A 23,378-nucleotide genomic window follows, 5' to 3' on the forward strand; every position below is an offset into this window, starting at 1 on the left:
CGCCGGGCCGGTACCAATGGATTGAAACGATAAAGCCGTAACCGCACCGTTGCCGGTTTAAAAAAGCGTGAGGCCGTCTGAAAAAATCTTTTCAGACGGCCTCACGTTTTATCGGCAGCCGTTACGGTTTACTTTTCCGCCGTGAGCAAATCCAACGCTTCCTGATATTTGGCAACCGTTTTTTCGATCACGTCGGCAGGCACTTTGGGGGCGGGGGCTTGTTTGTTCCAGCCGCTTTGCTCCAGCCAGTCGCGCACAAACTGTTTGTCGAAAGAGGGCGGGTTGGTGCCGACTTGGTATTGGTCGGCAGGCCAGAAGCGGCTGGAATCGGGTGTCAGCACTTCGTCCATCAGAGTGAGTGTGCCGTTTTCATCCAAGCCGAACTCGAATTTGGTGTCGCAAATGATGATGCCGCGGGTTTTGGCGTATTCGGCGGCTTCGGTGTAAAGCCGAATGGCTTTGCTGCGCACTTCGGCGGCGAGTTCTTTGCCGATGATGTTTTCGCATTCTTCAAAGCTGATGTTTTCGTCGTGGTTGCCGACGGCGGCTTTGGTGGACGGGGTAAAAATCACTTCGGGCAACTGTTGGGCTTCTTGCAGACCTTCGGGCAGTTTGATGCCGCATACCGTGCCGGTTTTCTGATAATCCTTCCAGCCGCTGCCGGCCAGATAGCCGCGCACGATGGCTTCGACTTTCACCGGCGTGAGTTTTTTGGCGACGACGGCGCGGTTTTCCAGTTTTTTGGCTTCGGCTTCGGGCAATACGTCGTGCACGCTGTCGCCGGTGAAGTGGTTGGGCATGATGTGGGCGAGTTTGTTAAACCAGAAATTGGAAATGCGGGTGAGGATTTCGCCCTTGCCGGGAATGGGGTCGTCGAGGATGACGTCGAAGGCGGAGAGGCGGTCGGAGGCGACCATAAGCATGCGTTTGTCGTCGATTTCGTAAAGATCGCGTACTTTGCCGGAATAGATTTTTTTTAGGCTGATGGCAGACATGGTCGTTCCTTGGAGTCGTCAATTTTGGGGAACGGTATTTTAGCTCAAATTGCTGCCGAAAGGGGCGGATTGTTAGCAATTCGGGCTGATTGCCGCAGCTGTTGCAGAGCGGTTTTATGATGTTTGGAGGCCGTCTGAAAACCGGTTTTGCTGGTTTTCAGACGGCCCCGTAACGGTTTGCGTTTAAGGAAACGCTTTATTTCATGGCGTCGGTTAATACGCGCACGTTGTAGCGGTACATGCCGATGTAGGTGTTGGCAGGCGCGTTGCCCAGCGCGTCGGAGTAGAGCCTGCCGCTCACTTTCACGCCGGTTTCTTTGGCAATGCGTTCAACCATGCGGGCATCTTTGATGTTTTCGGCAAACACCGCCTTGATGCCTTCGCGTTTGATTTGGCGGATGATGGAAGCCACTTGTTTGGCAGACGGCTCGGCGGCGGTGCTCACGCCTTGCGGGGCGGTAAAGCGGATGTTGTAGCGTTTGCCCATATAGGCAAAAGCGTCGTGGCCGGTCAGCACTTTGCGTTGCGCCTGCGGAATGGCGGCGAACGATTTTTGCGCGTCGGCATGGAGTTTTTTCAGTTCGTTTTGATAGGCGTTCAAACGCTGCTGATAGTAGGTTTTGCCTTGCGGGTCGGCTTTGATCAGGGCGTTGGCGACGTTTTGGGCGTAGGTTTGCATCAGCACGGGGTCGGTCCAGACGTGCGGGTCGAATTCGCCGTGGTCGTGATGGTGGTGGCCGTGATCATGGTTGTGGTCGTGGCCGTGATGGTGGCCGCCTTCGGGGGCTTTAAGAGGTTTGATGCCTGCGGTGGCTTCGGCGTAGGGCACTTTGCTTTGTTTGACGGCGCGCTGTACGTCGCCGCCTTCCAAGCCGAGGCCGTTGAGCAGCACCAATTTGGCTTCGCGGATTTTTTTCACATCGCCGCTGGTGATGTGGTAGGCGTGCGAATCTTGGTTGGCACCCACTAAGTTTTGCACGCTCACGCGTTCGCCGCCGACTTGTTTGGTGACGTCGCCCAAAATGCTGAAGCTGGTCACAACGGGCATGGGGGCGGCGTAGAGGCTGCCGGAGACGAGGGCGGCAATGATGCCGGTTTTCCAATGTTTCATATCGATTCCTTTGATATAACGTAACAATTCTAATGAGGTGAAAAATTTTTTCAGACGGCCGGATATTTGGAAAAGAGGCCGTCTGAAAAGTTCCGATGCTTAAGCGCGGAGGTGTTTTTTGTGGCGCAGCCACTTGGGCAGGATACCGCCTTCCCAGCCGAATATTACCGAAAACAGGTAAAACGCACCGCACCATAAAATGATGGCAGGGCCGGAGGGGATTTCAACATGGTAAGAAAACAGTAGGCCGCCCAAACCGCAGGCCAAAGCGGTCAGCACCGACAGCAACAGCAGCATGCCCATGTTTTTCGCCCACAGGCGGGCGGAAATCGCCGGCAACATCATCAAACCCACCGACATCAGCGTACCCAATGCCTGAAAACCGGCCACCAAGTTCATCACCACCAGCACCAAAAACAGAATGTGCCACAGCCCGCCTTTGCCGTTAACGGCCTGTAAAAACAGCGGGTCGATGCTTTCCAAAACCAACGGGCGGTAGATCACGGCCAAGGCGGTAATGGTTATGCTTGCCGACACGGCAATCAGTTGCAGCGCGGGCAAATCCACGGCCAGCACGGAGCCGAACAGCAGGTGCAGCAAATCGACGCTGCTGCCGTTTTTGCTGACCAATATCACGCCGATGGCCAAGCTGCTGAGATAAAACGCGGCGAAGTTGGCGTCTTCTTTCAGGCTGGTAAAGCGGCTCACCAATCCCGCCAGCAGCGCCATCAGCATACCGGCGGCAAACCCGCCCGCACTCATGGCGGGCATACTGAGGCCGGCCAGCATATAGCCGATTGCCGCACCGGGCAAAACCGCGTGGCTGAGGGCGTCGCCGATCAGGCTCATGCGGCGCATCACCAAAAACACGCCGACGGGTGCCGCGCTCAAGGCAAGGCACACAATTGAAGCCAGCGCATAGCGCATAAAGTCGAATTCGGCAAAGGGTTCGATTAATAATTCGTAAATATTCATGAGATTACTTGCAGGCCGTCTGAAAAGGTTCAAACGGCAGATAAACAGGGCAGGGCGTTTTTTCAGACGGCCTGTAACAATGGGAAATCGGTAGCGGGGCGGCAATGCCGGTTTTGTCAGATAAAGGCATTTTCAAGCGTGTTGCCGTCAGCTTGTTGACGGCACGCCCTGAAAATCAGACGGTTTCGCACCATTCTTCCGATTCGTGCCGCTGCATGGCGGCGTTGGCTTCTTGCAGATAAGTGTCGGTAAGCACCGTTTCGGTTGCGCCTTGGGCGATTTTGCGGCGGGCAACCAACAGGGTTTGAGGAAAATACGCCCGCACCTGTTCATAATCGTGCAGCACCGCCACAATCGACTGGCCTTCGCGGTGGCAGCCGCGCAAAACGTCGAGCAGGGCGTAAGTAGTGCGTGCGTCCACGGCGTTGAACGGTTCGTCGAGCAGCAGGAATTTGGCGTTCTGCGCCAACATGCGCGCAAACAATACGCGCTGAAACTGGCCGTTGGAAAGGTGGGCAATCTGGCGGTGGGCGAAATCGGCCATATCCACACGTTCCAAAGCCTGCATCACCCGCTCGCGCTGCTGTGCGTTCACGCGCCCGAAAAAGCCGATTTCATACCACAGCCCCATAGCCGTGAGTTCGAACACACTGATGGGCTGGCTGCGGTCAACGTCGGACTGCTGCGGCAGATAGGCGATGTCTTTTCTCTCCAAACCGTGCGTATGCACCGAGCCGGTGTCGGTTTTGAGCAGACCCATCACGGCTTTGAGCAGCGTGGATTTGCCCGCACCGTTGGGGCCGAAAACGGCGCACATGCAGCCTTCGGCAAATTCGGCATTCAGATGGTGTACCGCAGGGCGGCGGCGGTAGCTGACGGTAAGGTTTTCTAGCGTGATACTCATGTTGCCGTCGCCCAAAAATAAACGCCCCACAGCAGCGCCAGTGCGGCAAGGGCAAGCAGCAGGCGCTGAAAGAGGCCGGTCAGTAAAATCGAATTCATGTATTGTGCCAAACGGTTCAGACGGCCTAAAACTCAAAAAAAGCGGGAGGCCGTCTGAAAAACTGAAAACGCTGCATGATACTGTATAACATTATTATTGTAAAACAGTAAGATGCGCAAAGCCGTTTCAAAAAGACGGGGCGGCGTGCGCGCACGGCTGGCCATCGGCTACAATACCGCCTTTATTATCTCGACGGAAAACAGACAATGCCCGACCATCTGCTCAACGACAAACTCAATCTCGAAACCGCCCGTATTTCGTGGCATGAACTCCAAACCCATTTTGCACGCGGCGCTGCGGTGTATGTGAGTGCCGAACTCGACCTCATCGAAACCGCCCGCATGATGGCCGAAGATAATGCCGAAGGATTAGGCAAACTGATGCAAAACGGCCTGTTCGGCTTGGTTAGCGAAGAACAGGCGCGCCGTTTTCTTGCCGACAATCAGCAAATGTGGGCAGTGGTGGTGGCACCGTGGGTGTTGGTGCAGCCTTGTGCCGACGGCGAACCGGCCGGCCGAAAGAACTAATACCGGCGGATTAAATCCCGCCCGCCGCATATGCCCTATAATGCCCATGCCTGCGGAATGAATCCGCGCGGCACGAACATGCTCTAAGGCGTACAAACAATAACCGCATGATTATCTAAAAGTGAGAAAAGCCCGATGAAACCGTTTAGTTGCCTGACGGCCGCCATGTTGGTTGCCGCTTCGCCTTTTGCAGTGGCCGAAGAAATCACCGTTTCCGCCGCCGCCAGCCTGAGCAATGCGTTTAAAGACATTGCCGCGCAATACGAAAAACAGTATCCGCACAGCAAAATCAAGCTCAACACCGCCGGTTCGGGCACGCTGCTCCAACAGGTGTTGCAGGGCGCACCGGTGGACGTGTTGGCTTTTGCCGATCAGGAAACGATGGATAAGGCCGCCGGGCAAGGCGTGATTGATGAGAAAACCCGCCGCAATTTCGCCAAAAATGCGTTGGTGATTGCCGCGCCTGTTGCCGGAAAATCAAGCATGAACAGCCTGAAAGATTTGACACACAGCCGCTTCGAGCGCATTGCCGTGAGCAATCCCGCCAGCGTGCCGGTAGGGCGGTATGCCAAAGCCGCGTTGGAAAAAGCCGGCGTGTGGCAAACGCTGCAACCTAAGATTATCAACACCCAGCATGTGCGCCAGTCGCTCGATTATGTGGCGCGCGGCGAAGTGGATGCCGGTTTTGTATACAACACCGATGCGGCGTTGATGAAAGACAAAGTAAAAGTGTTGAAACAAGTGCCCACCGACAAGCCCGTGTCTTATCCGATTGCAGTTACCAAACAAAGCGCGGCACAGGCCGAAGCCAAACGCTTTGTGCAATATGTGCTGTCGGCGCAGGGCCAAGCGGTGTTGAACCGCTACGGTTTTCAGAAACCTTAAAATACGCCTAGCGAGGCCGTCTGAAACATTGTTCAGACGGCCTCGATATTGTGATACCTCTGTTCAAATATTCCGCCCACCATGCCTGAAGCCGTATCCGTAACCTTACTGCTGTCTCTGAAAGTAGCCGGGCTGGCCACTTTGCTGAACATCGTCCTCGGCACCGCCGCAGGCTATGCTTTGGCGCACAGCCGTTTTATCGGGCGCAACCTGCTCGACAGCGTGCTGACCCTGCCGATGGTGATGCCGCCGACCGTGCTGGGCTATTACCTGCTGGTGCTGCTGGGGCGCAACAGCGCGTTGGGCGGCTGGCTGAAAGACACGTTCAACATCAACCTGATTTTCACTTGGCAAGGGGCGGTGATTGCCGCTACCGTGGTTACGTTTCCTTTGGTGTTCAAGCCCGCGCGCGCCGCGTTTGAAAGCGTGAATCCGCAGCTTGAGCAGGCCGCGCGGATTTCGGGTTTGCATGGCGCCGCCGTGTTTTTCCGCGTGAGCCTGCCTTTGGCGTGGCGCGGCATTCTCGCAGGCGTGCTGCTGGCGTTTGCCCGCGCTTTGGGCGAATTCGGTGCCACACTGATGATTGCGGGCAGCATTCCCGGCCAAACGCAAACGCTGTCGATTGCCGTGTACGAAGCCGTTCAGGCCGGAGAAGATGCGCTGGCAAACAGCTTGGTGGTTTTGATTTCGGCAGTGTGCATCGTGATTTTGCTGAGTGTCGGCCATCTCGCCCGCGCGCGCGACGGGAGAAAATGATGCTGTTCGACATCGAAATCCGCAAAAAACTGCCGTCGTTTGAATTGGACGTGCGCTTGCAGTCGGACGCGCAAAAGCTGGTGTTGATCGGCGCGTCGGGTTCGGGAAAAAGCCTTACCCTTCAAATGATTGCCGGTTTGCTCAAGCCCGATGCAGGCCATATCAGGGTAAACGGCGAAACGTGGTTCGACAACCGCCTTTATGTGCCCGCGCGCGAACGCAGGGCAGGGCTGATGTTTCAGGATTACGCACTGTTTCCGCATCTGACGGTAGCGCAAAACATCGCGTTCGGTTTGAAGCGGGGATGGTTCAATCCGCCGAAAAGGCCGTCTGAAAACGTGCAATATTGGCTGGAACTATTGCAGCTCGAAGCCGTTGCCTATCATTATCCGCACCACATTTCAGGTGGCCAAAAACAGCGCACCGCATTGGCACGCACCTTGATTACCCGCCCCAAACTGCTGTTGCTCGACGAACCGTTTTCCGCTCTCGACACCGATTTGCGCCGGCACACCCGCGCCGAACTGCTGCAATTACAGCAAAACAGCGGCGTGCCGATGATTCTGATTACCCACGACCAAGCCGATGCCGACAGCCTCGCAGATGAAATTTGGCGTATGGAGAATGGCCGTTTGGCGAAGGAATAAGGATTCGGATTTAGGCTTTATTTGAACCGCTATGCCCGTTTCAGACGGCATGGGAACAGAATCCCGAATAGCGTGTGCGTACCGCACACATCTTAAGCATGGGGTCTAGGTTTTATGTAGGTTACACTTGCTAAGATTGTTCAAATGTAGGTCGGATTCTTGAATCCGACAAATGACAAATAGAGAATGTGCTGTAAAGAAAAATATTTCAGGCAGCTTTAAATTGGTTTTGTCGGATACGAGTATCCGACCTACGGCTGGCTACGTTTGAAACAGCAAACGTAAAATTATCGGTAGGGTGTGTGGCGCAGCCACGCACGCGGTTTTGAATGGAACAGCGCATATCAGCCGTTAAGATTTTAAAATCACGCCACATTATTTATGTTCAAAACAATGCCGTCTGAAAAGAGAGTTTCAGACGGCATGAGAACCAGAAGCCCGAACAACGCATGAGTGCGTATTGTATTTATGCCCTTCAGGGTACACACCCTACACATAGGATTTAGGTTTTATGCAGGTGATACGGTTTACTTATGATCTAACTTATTACGAGCTCTCTTGGTAATCATCCAGAATTTCTTCATCTAAGATTTTCTCATCTGTTATGATGTTATCTTTATTAGAAATAATACCTTTCGATTTGCTATGCTCTTTATCAGAGTCTTTTTCTTTTTTTTGTCTAAATTGATTTAGAATGTCTGAATATGGAGTAGTTGCATTAGTATCGTCTTTTACTAATCTTAAGGGTTCATCATTCATAATTCGTAATAAAGAATTCATCAAATCTTTCAATAGCTCTTCAGATATATCAGCAGTCTCTTTACGATATCCTTCATAGCTTTGGCTAACAGATGATTTAAATCCATAATCCTCTGATAATTTGAATAATTTATGTATTTGGCTGGTAGAAAGCCATGCAAACCATAAAGGTGCTGTAATACTTAAGAGAGCAGTAATTGATTGCAATACTATTGAAATATTCTTAACATTTTCAGATGTATATAAGCTTTGAAGCTTTTCAACTTGATTGCTTCCAATCCACCATAAGGCAAATAAGGATAAGATTAAACCAGCTACCCAGCAATTTGAAGCTGTGCTTAATTTTTTAGCTCTTTCTTTAAATGAACCTGCAAGTCCATTACTATTTGTGATACTGTAAGCTTGTGCTGATTTATTTTTCAACTCTTCGCATTCATTATAGAGATGTTCTATTTTTTTCTTGTACTCTTCTATTTGGTCTAATCTTTCTTTTCCTTTGTTTTCAGTAAGCAAAATTTGATCGGAAAACTTATTAGATTTACTTGTCTGTTCTTGGTGCAATCTATCAATTTCATCACTAGAAAGTCTTACTTTTTCAATCGCTTCTTGCAAGTCATCTTGTACAATAGGTAAATTTTTGGCAGTTTCATAAGCACTATTTATTTGTTTAACTTTTTCGTTTAAGCCTACACTGGATTTTTCTAAGTTAGTAATACTTCGTTTTTGTGTTGCTAATCTAGAGCGAAGACTTGCAGGCATTGTATTTTCAGGTAAATTTTCCCACTCTAAGCTTTGGTGTAAAAATTTATCTACCCAAGTTAATGTAATAATAAATGAATATAGATATTCAATGTATGAGTAACTATCTAATGCCTTTATTAATAAACTTTTACTTTCATCTATTCTTTCCGCAACATACTCTATATTTTGTAGAATGTGATCATCGAATTCATATGGCCTATGCTCAATTTTATTGAGGATATTTCTAGGAATATCTGCTAAATCTTCCAATGTAATACATGGATATCTATCATATCCCGAACGCTGATTTAGAAAAGTTTTATTAAAATTTGATTGTTTTTCTAGAATAGCTTCAATAAGACTATTAAGTGAAGAAGTTATTTTTTCTATTTCATTGTTTTTCATGTAATTTTCTACTCTTGAAGTTATTAAGTCATGGGTCAAAACTAAATTATATTCCTCAAATACCTCCCTGTATAACTCCCCTCAACCTTAACCACTTCCTCCGGCGAACCCTTAGCAATAATCCCCTCCCGCCATCACCACCTTCCGACCCCAAGTCGACAATATAATCCGCAGTCTTAATCACATCAAGATTATGCTCGATAATCACAATCGAGTTACCTTTACCTTTCAGACGGCCTCAATCTTTATACATACACGAGAAGTTTTATACAGATCGGCAGGTTATTAAACCGTGGTATCCAACGCGGCGGAGATGTCTGCCCAAATATCGTCGATATCTTCCACGCCCACGGAGAAGCGCAACAAGCCGATTTTAATGCCGGCGGCGGTTTTGATGTCGTGCGGCACGCCGCTGTGCGATTGTGAATAGCAGTGGTTTACCAAGCTTTCCACGCCGCCGAGGCTGGAGGCCATCTGAACCAGTTTCATGTTTTTAATCAAGCTGTTGGCGGCTTCTTTGCTGTCGTTTTTCAGCCAAACCGTAACCACGCCGCCGAAGCCGCGCATCTGCTTTTTCGCCAGTTCGTGATGTTCGTGGGAGGGCAGGCCGGGGTAAAACACTTTGTCGACGGCGGGGTGTTGTTCCAGCCGTTTGGCCAGTTCCAAAGCGTTTTCGCAATGTTGGCGCATACGCAGCGCCAGCGTTTTGATGCCGCGCAGCACCAGCGCACAATCCATCGGCCCCGCCACGCCGCCGGTGTTGACCATGGTTTTACGCATCGGCCGCGCCAATTCTTCGGTTTTGACGACCACCACACCCATTAATACGTCGGAGTGGCCGCACAGGTATTTGGTGGCGGAGTGGAACACGATGTCGCAGCCCATATCGAGCGGATTTTGCAGATAGGGCGTGGCAAAGGTGTTGTCGATGCCGACCAAGGCTCCGGCGGTTTTGGCTTTTGCGGCCAGAGTTTGAATATCCACCAAGCGCAGCAGGGGGTTGGACGGGGTTTCCAGCCATACCATTTTCACGTTGGTGTGTTCGGCCAGCGCGCGGTCGAGATTGGCGGGGTCGGCCAAGTCTGCAAACACGACGTTCACGCCCCATTCTGCATACACTTCCGTCAGCAGGTCGTAGCTGCCGCCGTAAATATCGCTGACGGCTACGATGGTGTCGCCCGGGCGCAGAAAAGTGCGGTACACGCAGTCGATGCCGGCCATGCCGCTGCCGAACGCGAAGCCCGCCGCGCCGTGTTCCAGCGCGGCCACGGTGTTTTCCAGCACTTCGCGGGTGGGGTTGCTCAAGCGGGCATAGCGGAAGGGGATGTGTTCGCCGATTTCTTTCATCTGAAACATACTGTTTTGATAAATCGGCGGCATAATCGCGCGGTTGTGGTCGTCGGGATCGTAGCTGCTGTGGATGGCTTCGGTGGCGAATTTCATGGTTGGCTCTTTCGGATGGTGTTGGGTAAGCAGATAAAAAGATGGGGAATTTTATCACTATCCGAAAAATAGAAACAATCAATGCCCGGCAGGGGGCTAAGTGATATAATCTCGCATTTGCAGCAGACGGCGGCATTCGGCAAAAGTGTTTGAAGGCCGTCTGAAGGCTGTTTTCAGACGGCCTGTTTGAAGCAGATATATTTTATAAAAGTAGCGGCCTTGTATTTTGAGCCGCAGCACACACATAGGGCTTCCCAGCCCGATTAGATTTTAAGGAATTTAACAGCATGAACGCTATTGCAGACGTGCAGTCCACCCGAGATTTACGCAATCTGCCGATCAATCAGGTCGGCATTAAAGACTTACGTTTCCCCATCACACTCAACACCGCCGAAGGCACGCAGGCCACCGTTGCCCGCTTGACCATGACGGTATATCTGCCGGCCGACCAAAAAGGCACGCACATGTCGCGCTTTGTGGCGTTGATGGAGCGTCAAACCGAGGCGTTGAGCTTCGAGCGTTTGAAACATTTGGTGGAAGAAATGGTTTCGCTGCTGGATTCGCATTCCGGCAAAATCAGCGTGTCGTTTCCCTTTTTCCGCAAGAAAACCGCGCCGATTTCCGGCATTCAGTCGCTTTTGGATTACGACGTTACGCTTACCGGCGAAATCAAAAACGGCGAATACAGCCACACCCTGAAAGTGTTGGTGCCGGTAACCAGCCTGTGCCCGTGTTCCAAAGAAATTTCCCAATACGGTGCGCACAACCAGCGTTCGCATGTTACCGTAACACTCACTTGCAGCAGCGAAATCGGTATCGAAGAAGTAATCGATTGCGTGGAATCGCAGGCCTCGTGCCAGCTTTACGGTTTGCTCAAACGCCCCGACGAAAAATATGTTACCGAGCAGGCGTATGAAAACCCGAAATTTGTGGAAGACATGGTGCGCGATGTCGCCACCCGCCTGATCGCCGACGGCCGCGTGTGCGGGTTTGTGGTGGAAAGCGAAAACTTCGAATCTATCCACAATCATTCGGCGTATGCCTATATTGCTTATCCTTAAGCGGGATATATAGTCAATCAACTTAAAAATAGGATATCCGTCATATTCGGGCTTGACCCGGGTATGACGGTTTTGTTATTCAACTTAAGTGGATTGGCTGTAACAAATTGACGGGCATCTGCCCCAAGTGAACACAAAGCCGTCTGAAAAAGGTTTTCAGACGGCTTTGTTGTATATGGTGCCGGATTGAAGATACCGATTAACGGAACCAGCCGCGCACGGCTTCCAAACCGCCGAAGCGGATACAGGCATCGGCATGTGCCTGTGCTTTGGGCTTGGCACGGTAGGCAATCCCGATACCGGCCTCAAGCAGCATCGGAATATCGTTGGCTCCGTCGCCCATGGCCAATACCTGATGCGGTTGCAGGCCGAGTTTGGCGCGGCATTCGGCCAGCAGATCGGCTTTGGTTTGGGCGTCGACAATTTTGCCGACGAGTTTGCCGGTGAGCTTGCCGTCTGAAATTTCCAGCACATTGGCGTGTTGGTATTCAAAGCCGAGCCGCTGTTGCAGCCGTTCGGTAAAGAATGTAAAACCACCCGAAACGAGCATAAATTTCACACCGTGTTTTTTGCATTCGTTCAGCAGGTATTCGGCTCCGGGCGAAAGCTGCAAGATGTTGTCGTACACTTGTTGCAACACTTGCTCGTCCAAGCCTTCGAGCAGGGCAACACGGCGGCGCAGCGATTGTTCGAAATCCAATTCGCCGCGCATGGCTTGCTCGGTAATCTCGGTAACTTGTTCTTTCAGGCCGACTCCGGCGGCGATTTCGTCCACGCATTCGATGGTAATCAGCGTCGAATCCATGTCGCTCACAATCAAGCCCAAATCGGAAAACGCCATATCGGGCAGCACGGCATAATCGATAGACTGCTCTTGCAGCGCGTGTGAAAGGGTTTCGCTGACTTGGAAATCATCTGCCACGGGAATCCGCAGGGTGCGGCCAGATGGTGTTGCTTCAGGCAGATTGAGCCCGTTTAAAACGTTTAGGTTGCATTGGTTGAGAGACGGATGCTGGAGAATGAGTACGCGTTGCATGGTGAAGTGGAAAGTCGTATCAAAGATGCAGGATTATAAAAGAAATTGCTTGGGGCCGTCTGAAAAGTATGGAGACTGAAATTGCGGATGTTGGCTTAAATGGGGTGGGTCATGAGATGAGGCCGTCTGAATAAAATGATTCAGACGGCCTCGTCATACAGCCGGGTTTTAGATTATTTGAACGGCGTTACTTCCAAACCGAACATGGCGCGGGCGGTGTTGAGCATCTGGCAGCTGAAGCCCCATTCGTTATCGTACCAAGAGAAGACTTTTACCATATTGCCGGCGGTTACTTTGGTCAGTGTGCTGTCGAAGTTGCTGGCTTGGGTGGTGTGGTTGAAGTCCATAGAAACCAAAGGCAGGGTGTTGTAGCCTAATACGCCTTTCATTTCGTTTTCGGATGCGGCTTTCAGGATGCTGTTGATTTCTTCCACGGTGGTGTCGCGGGCGGCTTCAAAGCTTAAGTCAACCAATGAAACGTTTACGGTCGGCACGCGGATGGCCAAGCCGTCCAAGCGGCCTTTCAGCTCGGGCAATACCAAGCCCACGGCTTTGGCGGCACCGGTTTTGGTCGGAATCATGTTTTCCACACCGCTGCGGGCGCGGCGCAAGTCTTTATGGCGCACGTCGGTAACGGTTTGGTCGTTGGTAAGGGCGTGGATGGTAGTCATCAGGCCCTTGTTGATGCCGATGCCTTCGTGCAGGGCTTTGGCAACGGGTGCCAAGCAGTTGGTGGTGCATGAAGCGTTGGATACGACAGTCATTTCGGGGGTCAGCACGTCGTGGTTGACGCCATATACCACGGTGGCGTCCACGTCTTCATCGGCGGGGGCGGAAATCAGCACTTTTTTCGCGCCTGATTCCAAATGTACTTTGGCTGCGGCTTTGCTGGTGAATGCGCCGGTACATTCCATCACCAAGTCAACGCCTAAAAGCTCCCACGGAAGCTCGGCGGGATTGCGGGTGGAGAAGAAGGGGATTTTTTTGCCGTTGATAATCAGGTGGTTTTCATCGTGGGAAACATCGGCATCGAAACGGCCGTGTACGGTATCGAATTTGGTTAGATGGGCATTGGTTTCGAGACTGCCGCTGGCGTTTACCGCCACGACTTCGAGTTGTTTGTCCAATTTGTAATCGTAGATTGCGCGTAATACTTGACGTCCGATACGGCCATAACCGTTAATGGCAATCTTAATGCCCATGTTGGTTTCCTTTGTGGTTTGAGTGGTATGTGGAGAAACAGGCCGTCTGAAACGGCGGCTTGCGTACAGGCAGAATTATACCGTGTTGTAGTGTGATGTAGTCAAGGTTAAATTACATGCGGCTACATTTTGTTTTGATGTTAATAAAAGGATTTCGGCTGCGGTTTTGGCGCTGGCCGGTCGGGTTGGGGCGGCAGATAAAAATACCCGATAGCTGTCGCAGCTGTCGGGTATTTCGATATGACGCTTTGTGTGACGGGCCGCTTAGCGGATTTCTACATACGAGCCTTGATGCAGGTCTTTCAAAAGATTGGCCGTTGCCTGTTCCGCTTTTTGGCCGGCAAGGTATTGGCGCACCGCTTCGCGTTGGCGTTCTTCGGCCGTGCCGGCATCCCGCACATCGGTGAGTTTGATGATATGCCAGCCGAACTGGGTGCGGACGGGGCGGCTGATTTGGCCGGGCGTTAAACCGTGTACGGCATTTTCAAATTCAGGCACCATCTGGCCGTCTGAAAACCAGCCCAAATCTCCGCCGTTGTTTGCGCTGCCGTCTTGCGAATATTGGCGGGCCAAGCTGGAGAAATCTATGCCGCTTCGGGCTTGTTTGTGGATATTGCGGATGCTGCTTTCCGCAGCTTTAACGGCATTTGCGCTGTCGGCTTTAATCAGGATGTGTTGGGTGCGGTATTGGCGCAGCGGCTGGCCTTCGGGCAGGTTAACGCCTTGCTGGGCGGCACGTTGGAGAAAGGCGTCTATTTCGGCATCGCTCACGCGGGTGTGCTGCATCACGGCTTGCTGCTGTACTTTTTGGGTGATGATGCTGTCGGCAATGCTGCGGCGCATGGCGGCTTTGCTCACGCCGATTTTGGCGTTTTGGGCATACAGGCCTTCAACGGTGGTTTTGCGCGATTGGGCGATGTCGGCCAAGGCGTTGTCGATTTCGGCTTCGCTTGCGGTAATATTACGGCGTTTGCCTGCCTGCACTATCAGCGATTGATTGATCAGTTGTTGTAAAACCTGTGTGCGCAGTTCGTTTTCGGAAATATTGTTTTTACCGAGAAAGCTGCGGGCTTCGGCCATGCCTTGGCGCACGTCGCGGTGGGTGATGACTTCGTTGCCGGCAACGGCGGCGATACCGTCAACCTGTCTGATTTCGGCTGCTTGGGCGGTGTGCAGGGTCAGGCCGGTGGCGGCAGCGAGTATCAGGGTTTTGAAATTCATGGTTTGACTACCTCGTTGGTTTTGCTGTAGCCGGGGATGGCCAAGCGGAGTTTCTCGAATGGGTTGCTGCCGATGTTGCTTAAATCTTTCAGTTGCAGATTGAAGAAGACGGCATTTTTCTTGCTGTGAAGGCCGGTAACATAGCGTTGGCCGACTATGCTGGCGCTCCAGCAGCCGCAGCCGCTTTTGTATTCTAATCCCGCCAGCATTTCAAGCGGTTTTTTGGCTTTGATTTCGTAGTTGTAGCGGGCAATGGCGTATAGATTGGGGGAAACCGGCCATTGGGCGGCCAAATCTATCTGGTTGAGTTTGTCGTAGTGGTATTCGCCGTTGCTTTGCAGATAAATTTTTTCGTTGCGCCCGTATTTGTAGCGGGCACTTAATGTTTTTCCGGGTGCCGGATTATAGCGGATGCCGGCGGAATAGCTTTCGGCACGCTTTTCGTTTTGGTTGTAGTGCACATCCAAATCTATGCGCACGCTGTCGCTTACGTTGCCGTTGGCAAAGGCGACGATGTCGGAGCGGTTGCGGGTGTAGCGGCCGATGCTGCCGTCGGGCTGCACGTTATCGTTTTTCAGATAAAATTTTTGCCCGATACCCGCGCGGAAAAGCTCGGCACCGTTGTCGGGGTTGAGCAGGCGGCTTTGTACGGCGGCTGAGATGCTGTTGGCCGAATTGATGCGGTCGTTGCCCGAGTAAAGGTTTTCACGGAACAGCTGTGCGTAGGTAAAGCTGTTTTCGGAAGCGTCGAAGTTGGGCAGGTCGTTTTGCGATTTGGACGGGATGTAGTTGTAAAACAGGCGCGGTTCCAGGGTTTGCAGGTAACGGTCGCTCCAGAGGGAAATGTTGCGCTCCATGGTTATGCCGCTGTCGATATTGATAATGGGCAGGGTGCGTGAAACGGTGCGTGCGGAACGGCCGCCTGCGCTGTCGAGATCGTAATAAGTGCTGTGCACGCCGATTTTGGGGCGTATGTAACCCCATGAATTATGGAAGTCCCATTTCACAGCGGGGTAGAGTACCACGCGGTTGCCCGATTGTTTGGTGTCGTGGTCGAAACGGGTAAATTGGCCGAATACGTTGATTTGTGCGTTGCCGGTATTGTGCTCCCAATGGGTTGAGAGGCGCGGCATGATGCTGTACGGCTCGTCTTTATAGCCGTCTGAATTGGCAAGGGTTTGGTATTTCTGTGCGCCCAAATAGCTGTTCAGACGGCCTCCCCACAATTCGCGGTCGTAGTTCAGCCAGATTTGGCGGTTGAGGTTGACATTGCGGGCAATGTCTTCGCGGCCGTAGAAGTCGCGGTAGTAGTCGTTGTCGGAAACCTGATGGTATTCCACGCCGCCGCGCAGTTGATCGTTGAAGCGGTGACGGTGGTCGAGTTTGACCTGATAGCGGTTGTTGTGCACGCTTTTTTTGTCGTCCGGCATCCAAGTGCCTTCGGCGGTGCCGGCAAAACGCTCGTTCAGGTAGCGGAATTGCCCGCCCAAACGTGCGCCGCGTCGGGCGATAAAGCCGGGTGCAATGGTGGCATCGTAGTTGGGGGCGAGATTCATATAGTAGGGGAGATCCAACTCGAGGCCGTCTGAACCTATGCTCAGGTTGGGCACGAGCAGGCCGCTTTTGCGGTTGCCGTTGAGCGGGAAATCCACCCAAGGTGTGTACAGTATGGGCACGCCGCCGAATACCAAAGAAGCATTTTTGGCTACGCCGATACCGCTGCTTTGGTCGGCTTCGATACTTTGCGCTTTGATAAACCAGCTGGCATCGCCGGGGGAGCATGTGTTGAAGCGCGTATTGGTGAGTTTGTAGTGGCCGTTGCCCTGTATTTCCGCCTGTTCGCTGACGCTTTGCAGACGGCGGCCGTCATGTTCCGCTTCCAATCGGGCATTACGGGAAACGCCGGTGCCGTCTGAAAGGTTGTATTGCAGATTGCTGCCGCTGACGGTGGAGCCGTTTTGATACAGCACAAAACGGTCGCCGGCGGTAACGGTTTCATTGGTTTGGTCGTAATCCACCCACTGCGCATTGAGCACCTGATCGTTACGCTCGATGATCACATCGCCTTCGGCCCGAACCTTTATATTGGTTTGGCCTTCCACTTTATCGGCGGTAATGCGGGTGTAGTCGGTAGGTAAGGGGGCTTCTCCGCTGCGCTTGATCGCAGGATCGGCATGTGAAGGAGCATGTTTCTGCAATTTTTCCGGCGAGCAGTTCAGGCAGGTGCTGCCCAGAGACAAGTCGTCTGCGGCTTGTGCGGCGGCAGTTGCTCCGAAGCCGACACTCAGTGCCAGAGCCAGCGGTTTTAATGAAAATAAACGAACCAAAGTCTCACCTTAAATCGGTTTTGCCAGTTAGAATAGCGGCTATTGTAACCTGAAAAAACACAAAACGACTATGCAACGACAATCTGAACTGAAAAACTGGCTTGAAGCACTTTACCCGCAGCAGGCGTTCAATCTGGAATTTGCCGCCGCCGATGCCGATTTCCGCCGTTATTTCCGCGCCGTATTTTCAGACGGCCAAACCGTTGTGTGTATGGACGCACCGCCCGACAAGATGAGCGTGGCGCCTTATTTGAAAGTACAAAAGCTGTTCGATATGGTTAACGTGCCGCAAGTTCGGCATGTTGACGAAGCAAAAGGCTTTATGGTGTTGAACGATTTGGGCAACACCACGTTTCTTACCGCCATGCAGCACGAACCCAGCGAAATCGCCCATAAAGCCTTGCTGCTGGAAGCCATTGACGAACTGATTGTTTTGCAGAAAAACAGTCAAGCCGGCGTATTGCCCGAATATGACCGCGAAGTGATGCTGCGCGAAATTAACCTGTTCCCCGAATGGTTTGTGGCTAAAGAACTGGGCAAGCCTTTGAACTTCAAACAAAAGCAGCTTTGGCAGCAAACCGTGGACGTTTTACTGCCGCCATTGCTGGCTCAGCCGCAAGTGTATGTGCATCGCGATTTCATCGTCCGCAACCTGATGCTGCAAAAAGACCGTCCTGGCGTGCTGGATTTCCAAGACGCTTTATACGGCCCGATTTCTTACGATTTGGTATCGCTGCTGCGCGATGCGTTTATCGAATGGGAAGAAGAATTTGTGCTGGATTTGGTGATCCGCTACTGGGAAAAAGCGCGTGCGGCCGGTTTGCCCGTACCTGAAAATTTCGACGAATTTTATCGCTGGTTTGAATGGATAGGCGTTCAACGCCATCTGAAAGTGGCCGGTATCTTCGCGCGGCTTTATTATCGCGACGGCAAAGACAAATACCGCCCCGAAATCCCGCGTTTCTTAAATTACCTGCGCCGCGCCACCCGCCGTTATCATGATTTGGCGCCGCTGTATGCTTTGTTGGTGGAGCTGGTAGGCGATGATGAATTGGAAACCGGATATACCTTTTAATTAATAAAGTATGAACATAGCAGGTTTATGTGAAGAATGATTCAGACGGCCTCGAAGCATGGATGAGGCCGTCTGAAATGTTTTGATGGAACGAATAATGTAAAAACAATAGTTTGTTGCTTTAAACTGCTAAAAATGTGAAGAAAATGTATCGGTTTACAACATTATTCGGTAAAAAAAATCCCAACACTTGCAGTAGAAGGTATTTGCCCCTATTCTACATACACCGGTGCATGTATTGCACCATTATTAAGGAAACACATCCATGAAAAAAACCAAATTCTTTGCCCTGTATGCCGCCGCTGCTTTGTTGGCGACTGCAAATGTTTATGCAGCCAAAGAAATCAAAGTAGCATCCAATAACACATCTTACACACAAGACAACGTGCAAAAACTCGCTTCTACTGCCGTGAGCATGGGCGTGAAAGAGCCGGTTAACCTTAATCTGTCCGGCGGTAATCTGACCATTTCGGGCAGCTCTTCAACTAAATGCGTATTTAAAGTAGGCAACGGCGATACGCCGAAAATTCAAGGCGTAAACTGTAAGTAATTGGTTTTGCCGTTTATCAGCCGCCCTTTGAGTCGAAACGATTTAAAGGGCGGTTTTGTTATGGGGAAGTTTTGTTTTACATATTTGACCAATCTATGAAAAAAACGCACACTCCGTGTTTCACAAGTAACCATTGAATATAAGAGAACATCATGAACGCAACCCGGTTATTGCAAACGCTCACGGAAATTGTCGGCCAACAATACATCATTACCGATCCGGCCAAAACCGAACCCTACCGCCAAGGCTACCGTTTCGGCGAAGGTAAAGCACTTGCCGTGGTGCGGCCGGGCACTGTGTTGGAGCAATGGAAGATTCTGCAAGCCTGTGTGGAAGCCGATGTGATTGTGCTCACGCAGGCCGCCAATACGGGGCTGACCGGCGGCTCCACGCCCGACGGCAACGATTACGACCGCGATATCGTGATTGTGAACACCATGCGCATGAATATCATCCGCCCTATCAACAACAACGAGCAAGTTGTGTGTTTGCCGGGCGCTACTTTGAATCAGCTTGAATTGCTGCTGAAACCGTTGGGGCGCGAACCGCATTCGGTGATCGGTTCGTCTTGCATCGGCGCATCCGTGTTGGGTGGCGTGTGTAACAATTCGGGCGGCGCATTGGTACAACGCGGGCCTGCTTATACCGAAATGGCGTTGTTCGCACAAATAGACGAACAGGGAAAGCTGCATTTAATCAATCATCTGGGTATTGATTTGGGCGAAACCCCCGAAGAAATCCTCACCAATCTGCAAGGCCACCATTATCAGCAGAAAGACATCACCCGCGATGCCGGCAAAGGCCATGACCATGCTTATTGCAATCATGTGCGCCAAGTGGACGAACCCACCGCCGCCCGTTTCAACGCCGACCCTGCCCGCCATTACGAAGCATCGGGCTGTGCGGGCAAGCTGATGGTGTTTGCCGTGCGCTTGGATACCTTTCCTTTAGAAAAACACACCGCCGTTTTCTATATCGGCACCAACGATACTGCCGAGCTCACCGACATCCGCCGTGCCGTGCTGGGCGGTTTCAAAAATCTGCCCGTTTCCGGCGAATACATTCACCGCGATGCTTTTGATATGGCTGCCGAATACGGCAAAGACACGTTTTGGGTGATTAAACAATTCGGCACACACCAACTGCCCAAGTTGTTCGGTTTTAAAGCGAAAGTGGATAGATTGGGCAAGAAGTTCAAGCTGTTGCCGGCGCATTTTTCCGATAAAGCGTTGCAATTTATCAGCAAATATCTGCCGGAACATCTGCCGCAGTCTTTACGCGACTACCGCAGCTGTTTCGAGCATCATCTGATTTTGAAAATGGGCGGCGAGGGTGTTGAAGAAGCGCGGGCGTTTTTGAAAACTTATTTTGCTGAAAAATCGGGTGCTTATTTTGAATGCAGCCCCGAAGAAACCCAAGCTGCAATGCTGCACCGTTTCGCAGTAGCGTCTGCCGCCGTGCGTTACCGTGCCGTTCACGATCAAGAAGTGGAAGATATTGTTGCCCTCGATATTGCCCTGCGACGCAATGATGATGATTGGTTTGAACGGCTGCCGTCTGAAATCGACAGTAAAATCAGCCACAAACTCTACTACGGCCATTTCATGTGCCATGTGTTCCACCAAGACTATATCGTGAAAAAAGGCCATAACTGCATGGATTTGGAACACCAAATGCTGGAGCTGCTCGACCAACGCGGCGCACAATATCCGGCAGAGCACAACGTCGGCCACCTGTATGAAGCCAAGCCGGCATTGAAACAGTTTTACCGCAAGCTCGATCCGACCAACAGTTTTAACCCGGGGATCGGCAAAACGTCTAAAAAGAAACATTGGGCGGCTTAAGGGTTCTTTTAACAGGTTTAAGCAGAGGCCGTCTGAAAACTGTTTTTCAGACGGCCTATAACCCTATTGCTCCGGCAGGTTTAAATCATGATAAAGCTAATAGAAGAGCCGAAGTTGATCTGTTTGCTTGCCGACCCACGCTGTGCCGGCCTGTATCGTGAAGAAGGCTTGGACGAACAGGATAAAAAGCGCGTGATTCAAACGCCCTCTTTAACGCGCCGTGCCGATTGGCGGGTGAGCCGTTATTTGAAACAACAGGCCGTTTTGCCCGTGTTGTCTCTTTCTCACAGCCACGGCTCGGCTGCCGTTTTAACCGGCTACGGTGTGGAGCGTGCCGGTGTGGACATAGAATACATGCGCCTTCGCGATTTTCCGGCATTGGCAGAGTGGGTGGCTTCTCCGCAAGAGCGGGAGTATTTGGCGCAGAGAGGCTGGCAGCGTGAAGATTTTTACGAACTGTGGACACTAAAAGAATCTTTGCTCAAAGCGGAAAACCTGAATTTCCCGTCCGACATGCAGAAAGTAGGGTATGCGTTCGCTTCAGACGGCCAAAGATATTTGCATGCCAAGCAAGAAGGCGGTTGGCAGGGCAGGGTGCTGAGATTGGAAAAACATATGTTGGCCTGTGTTTGGCAAGGAACGGCGGAGTTTTCGGTCAACGCACAGCCTGACATGCAGATTAACGATTACGGCTCACCGTTTTGACTTGTACACGCTGAGACCAAAGGTCTCATACTGATTTCTTTCAAAAGTGAAACAGGCCGCTTTAAGGTAGAATAACGCCCGAAAGCCCGCATTTAAAATCATCATTCACCCGCTTATTCACCGTATCCGGTGCTTGCATGAATGTTTACTTTTCATTTCCACTATTTATCTTCTCTTAAACGATAAGAGGCCGTCTGAAAGCATTTTCCATGACCGACATCACTTCATTTGCCAACCGTTTGGGTAAAAACATCAAACACTATTTGAAATGGGCGCGCCGCAACAATATCGAAGCATGGCGCATGTATGACCGCGATATCCCCCAATTTCCCTTTGCAATAGATATTTACGGCGACCAAATCCATCTTCAGGAATACGATACCGGCTGGCTGATGCAGCCCGAAGAATACGAAGCATGGTTGGCAGAAGTGCTGGAAGCCGTTTCGTTTACCACCGGCTTCAGTGCAGACAACATTCATTTCAAACGCCGGGAACGTCAAAAGGGCATACAGCAATACGAAAAAACCGGAAAGCAGGGCGAAGATTTTATCGTGCATGAAAACGGCAGAAAATTTTGGGTTAATCTCGACAAATATCTCGACACCGGCCTCTTTCTCGACCACCGCAACACCCGCAAAAAAGTAGGCGGGCATGCGGGCGGCAAACGCTTTCTCAACCTGTTTTCCTACACCGGCAGCTTTACCGTGTATGCAGCCACAGGCGGCGCGGTAAGCAGCGAAACCGTTGATCTTTCCAACACTTATTTGGATTGGGCGCGCCGCAATTTTGAGCTGAACCATATTGATGAAACCGCACACCGAATCGTGCGTGCCGATGTTTTCCAATATCTTCAGACTGCCTGTCAAGAAGGCAGACAATTCGATTTAATCGTGATGGATCCGCCCAGTTTCTCCAACAGCAAAAAAATGCTCGATATCCTCGACATCCAGCGTGACCACGTCAAATTGATAAACGCTGCCATGCAACTGCTTGCTCCAAACGGCCTGATGTATTTTTCAAACAACCTGCGCAGCTTCGAACTGGACGAAAGCATTGAAGAACGCTATGCCGTTAAAAACATTTCCAAGCATTCCGTGCCGGAAGATTTCCGCAACAAAAAAATCCACCAGTGCTGGGAAATCAAACATAAGTAACAGCCATCTCGGTTAATTTGGCAGCCACTCGCCCGAAATAAACACCGTTGGAAGGAAATCAATATGCGTAAAGCATTTGTTGTGATAAACCTGTTTATAGTCTGCGGTTGCATTTACACAGAAACCCCCTACGGAACAACGGCCGTAATCGATTTGCCTGCCCAAAACCACACCACCATTAATAAAAACATCACCATTCATGCGCCGCCCGGTTCTACCGTTATCTACCAAGAGGCACAACCTGTGCAGCCGGTATACCGTTGCTGTCGCCATTAAATGCTTTCAGACGGCCCGAAAACTTTTTTACAGTAAATAAACTTAACTTGCTAAGGCACAGCAACCACGCAGTAAGTTAAGTTTATTTGCGGTATTTCTGTAATGTTTAGGTATGAAGGCCGTCTGAATCCCTGTACTCACAACATCAATAAAAGGAAACTTCATGAAACTGTCAGCCCTTTTGATGCTTTCTGCCGTTTTATTAAGCGGTTGCGCCAACACACCGGTAGCCAAAAAAAATCCCAACAAAGCACGTCTCGAAGCCTACGACTACCGCATCAAAACCGCAAAAGGCAAATGCCTTCAACACAACGGCGCGAAACACACACTCACCGCCGCGGCCTGTACTCAAGAAAAAAACCAACGCTTTGCCGTTGCCGGTAACGATATACGCGTTAACGGACTGTGTTTGCAGGCAGGTTCAAGCCAAACCCGTAAAAACACCTCTGCGCTTACCGCCGTACGCTGCACCGGCCAACCCAATCAAAATTGGTACCGCGACGGCCAAACCATCCGCAGCAGTTTAAACGGCTTATGTTTGGATACAGGTAAAGGAAGCACCGTCCGCCTGTTGCGCTGCAACGGCAACCAAGCACAACAACTGTTGTTTTCACGTTGAAGCATAACCGTTAAAAAGCCGGAAACATGGTTTCCGGCGAAATTATTTTTCAGACGGCCTA

At 51.2% G+C, this 23,378-nt stretch carries 23 protein-coding genes and 1 pseudogene; 12 read left to right on the forward strand and 12 right to left on the reverse strand.

Features of this window, described 5'->3' with window-relative positions:
• Positions 1-128: 128 nt before the first annotated feature.
• The 5 genes from AKG43_RS01040 to AKG43_RS01055 all read right to left on the reverse strand — a co-directional run bounded on the left by AKG43_RS01040 (position 129) and on the right by AKG43_RS01055 (position 3,985).
• Complete coding sequence (locus AKG43_RS01040) at positions 129-995, reverse strand: phosphoribosylaminoimidazolesuccinocarboxamide synthase (protein WP_054598723.1); 867 nt, start codon at positions 993-995, stop codon at positions 129-131.
• A 196-nt stretch (positions 996-1,191) separates the two neighbouring features.
• Entirely contained in the window at positions 1,192-2,106 is a 915-nt protein-coding gene (locus AKG43_RS01045) for a metal ABC transporter solute-binding protein, Zn/Mn family (protein WP_054598724.1), read from the reverse strand.
• A gap of 99 nt (positions 2,107-2,205) precedes the next feature.
• Positions 2,206-3,081, reverse strand: a complete 876-nt coding sequence (locus AKG43_RS01050; RefSeq protein WP_054598725.1) for a metal ABC transporter permease — start codon at positions 3,079-3,081, stop codon at positions 2,206-2,208.
• Between the two features lie 4 nt (positions 3,082-3,085).
• Complete coding sequence (locus AKG43_RS13500; RefSeq protein ID WP_255351164.1) at positions 3,086-3,211, reverse strand: hypothetical protein; 126 nt, start codon at positions 3,209-3,211, stop codon at positions 3,086-3,088.
• A gap of 45 nt (positions 3,212-3,256) precedes the next feature.
• Positions 3,257-3,985 carry a metal ABC transporter ATP-binding protein gene (locus tag AKG43_RS01055; protein WP_054598726.1) on the reverse strand — a complete coding sequence of 243 codons (729 nt, stop codon included), beginning with the start codon at positions 3,983-3,985 and terminating at the stop codon, positions 3,257-3,259.
• 305 nt (positions 3,986-4,290) lie between these two features.
• Between AKG43_RS01055 and AKG43_RS01065 the strand changes: the two genes are divergently transcribed.
• The 4 genes from AKG43_RS01065 (at position 4,291) to AKG43_RS01080 (ending at position 6,899) form a co-directional block, all read left to right on the forward strand.
• Positions 4,291-4,611 (forward strand): DUF2288 domain-containing protein, encoded by a 321-nt coding sequence (locus AKG43_RS01065; protein ID WP_054598727.1) that lies wholly within the window; start codon positions 4,291-4,293, stop codon positions 4,609-4,611.
• Between the two features lie 135 nt (positions 4,612-4,746).
• The gene (modA, locus tag AKG43_RS01070; protein WP_054598728.1) at positions 4,747-5,496 is read left to right on the forward strand and encodes a molybdate ABC transporter substrate-binding protein; all 750 of its coding nucleotides are present in this window, start codon (positions 4,747-4,749) and stop codon (positions 5,494-5,496) included.
• An 81-nt stretch (positions 5,497-5,577) separates the two neighbouring features.
• Complete coding sequence (gene modB / locus AKG43_RS01075) at positions 5,578-6,252, forward strand: molybdate ABC transporter permease subunit (RefSeq protein WP_054598729.1); 675 nt, start codon at positions 5,578-5,580, stop codon at positions 6,250-6,252.
• Entirely contained in the window at positions 6,252-6,899 is a 648-nt protein-coding gene (locus AKG43_RS01080; RefSeq protein WP_054598730.1) for an ABC transporter ATP-binding protein, read from the forward strand. Before modB ends, AKG43_RS01080 begins: the two co-directional genes overlap by 1 nt.
• A gap of 546 nt (positions 6,900-7,445) precedes the next feature.
• On the opposite strand, the gene AKG43_RS01085 is transcribed toward AKG43_RS01080, so the two are convergent.
• From AKG43_RS01085 to AKG43_RS01090, 3 genes and pseudogenes are all read right to left on the reverse strand, one after another.
• Positions 7,446-8,804, reverse strand: coding sequence for a hypothetical protein (locus AKG43_RS01085; protein ID WP_054598731.1), 1,359 nt, complete (start codon positions 8,802-8,804; stop codon positions 7,446-7,448).
• Positions 8,805-8,845: 41 nt separating this feature from the next.
• Positions 8,846-9,042: pseudogene (locus AKG43_RS13065) on the reverse strand (DNA helicase UvrA); the annotation flags it as partial.
• 47 nt (positions 9,043-9,089) lie between these two features.
• On the reverse strand, positions 9,090-10,247 hold the full coding sequence (locus AKG43_RS01090; RefSeq protein WP_054598732.1) for a PLP-dependent aspartate aminotransferase family protein: 1,158 nt from the start codon (positions 10,245-10,247) through the stop codon (positions 9,090-9,092).
• Between the two features lie 287 nt (positions 10,248-10,534).
• On the opposite strand from AKG43_RS01090, the gene folE2 reads away from it, so the two are divergent.
• Complete coding sequence (folE2, locus tag AKG43_RS01095; protein WP_054598733.1) at positions 10,535-11,308, forward strand: GTP cyclohydrolase FolE2; 774 nt, start codon at positions 10,535-10,537, stop codon at positions 11,306-11,308.
• Positions 11,309-11,507: 199 nt separating this feature from the next.
• On the opposite strand, the gene serB is transcribed toward folE2, so the two are convergent.
• The 4 genes from serB to AKG43_RS01115 all read right to left on the reverse strand — a co-directional run bounded on the left by serB (position 11,508) and on the right by AKG43_RS01115 (position 17,094).
• Positions 11,508-12,344, reverse strand: coding sequence for a phosphoserine phosphatase SerB (gene serB, locus AKG43_RS01100; protein ID WP_054598734.1), 837 nt, complete (start codon positions 12,342-12,344; stop codon positions 11,508-11,510).
• Between the two features lie 173 nt (positions 12,345-12,517).
• Positions 12,518-13,546 carry a type I glyceraldehyde-3-phosphate dehydrogenase gene (gene gap, locus AKG43_RS01105; RefSeq protein WP_054598735.1) on the reverse strand — a complete coding sequence of 343 codons (1,029 nt, stop codon included), beginning with the start codon at positions 13,544-13,546 and terminating at the stop codon, positions 12,518-12,520.
• A gap of 264 nt (positions 13,547-13,810) precedes the next feature.
• Positions 13,811-14,767, reverse strand: a complete 957-nt coding sequence (locus AKG43_RS01110) for a peptidylprolyl isomerase (RefSeq protein ID WP_054598736.1) — start codon at positions 14,765-14,767, stop codon at positions 13,811-13,813.
• Positions 14,764-17,094: an LPS-assembly protein LptD gene (locus tag AKG43_RS01115; RefSeq protein ID WP_054598737.1), complete on the reverse strand. Its 2,331-nt coding sequence runs from the start codon at positions 17,092-17,094 to the stop codon at positions 14,764-14,766. The genes AKG43_RS01110 and AKG43_RS01115 overlap by 4 nt, the downstream gene beginning before the upstream one ends.
• Before the next feature lie 70 nt (positions 17,095-17,164).
• On the opposite strand from AKG43_RS01115, the gene amgK reads away from it, so the two are divergent.
• The 7 genes from amgK to AKG43_RS01150 all read left to right on the forward strand — a co-directional run bounded on the left by amgK (position 17,165) and on the right by AKG43_RS01150 (position 23,317).
• The gene (gene amgK, locus AKG43_RS01120; RefSeq protein WP_054598738.1) at positions 17,165-18,169 is read left to right on the forward strand and encodes an N-acetylmuramate/N-acetylglucosamine kinase AmgK; all 1,005 of its coding nucleotides are present in this window, start codon (positions 17,165-17,167) and stop codon (positions 18,167-18,169) included.
• A 265-nt stretch (positions 18,170-18,434) separates the two neighbouring features.
• Positions 18,435-18,719 (forward strand): hypothetical protein, encoded by a 285-nt coding sequence (locus tag AKG43_RS01125; protein ID WP_054598739.1) that lies wholly within the window; start codon positions 18,435-18,437, stop codon positions 18,717-18,719.
• A gap of 152 nt (positions 18,720-18,871) precedes the next feature.
• Positions 18,872-20,563 (forward strand): D-lactate dehydrogenase, encoded by a 1,692-nt coding sequence (gene dld / locus AKG43_RS01130; RefSeq protein WP_054598740.1) that lies wholly within the window; start codon positions 18,872-18,874, stop codon positions 20,561-20,563.
• An 87-nt stretch (positions 20,564-20,650) separates the two neighbouring features.
• A complete protein-coding gene (locus AKG43_RS01135; protein ID WP_054598741.1) occupies positions 20,651-21,268 on the forward strand; it encodes a 4'-phosphopantetheinyl transferase superfamily protein in 618 nt (205 codons plus the stop codon).
• Between the two features lie 209 nt (positions 21,269-21,477).
• Complete coding sequence (locus AKG43_RS01140) at positions 21,478-22,422, forward strand: class I SAM-dependent methyltransferase (protein WP_054598742.1); 945 nt, start codon at positions 21,478-21,480, stop codon at positions 22,420-22,422.
• A 63-nt stretch (positions 22,423-22,485) separates the two neighbouring features.
• Complete coding sequence (locus AKG43_RS01145; RefSeq protein WP_054598743.1) at positions 22,486-22,698, forward strand: hypothetical protein; 213 nt, start codon at positions 22,486-22,488, stop codon at positions 22,696-22,698.
• A 163-nt stretch (positions 22,699-22,861) separates the two neighbouring features.
• Positions 22,862-23,317 carry a ricin-type beta-trefoil lectin domain protein gene (locus tag AKG43_RS01150; protein ID WP_054598744.1) on the forward strand — a complete coding sequence of 152 codons (456 nt, stop codon included), beginning with the start codon at positions 22,862-22,864 and terminating at the stop codon, positions 23,315-23,317.
• Positions 23,318-23,378 lie beyond the last annotated feature (61 nt).

It is taken from the genome of Neisseria sp. 74A18, assembly GCF_001308005.1.
GTDB classification, from domain to species: Bacteria; Pseudomonadota; Gammaproteobacteria; order Burkholderiales; family Neisseriaceae; genus Neisseria; species Neisseria dumasiana.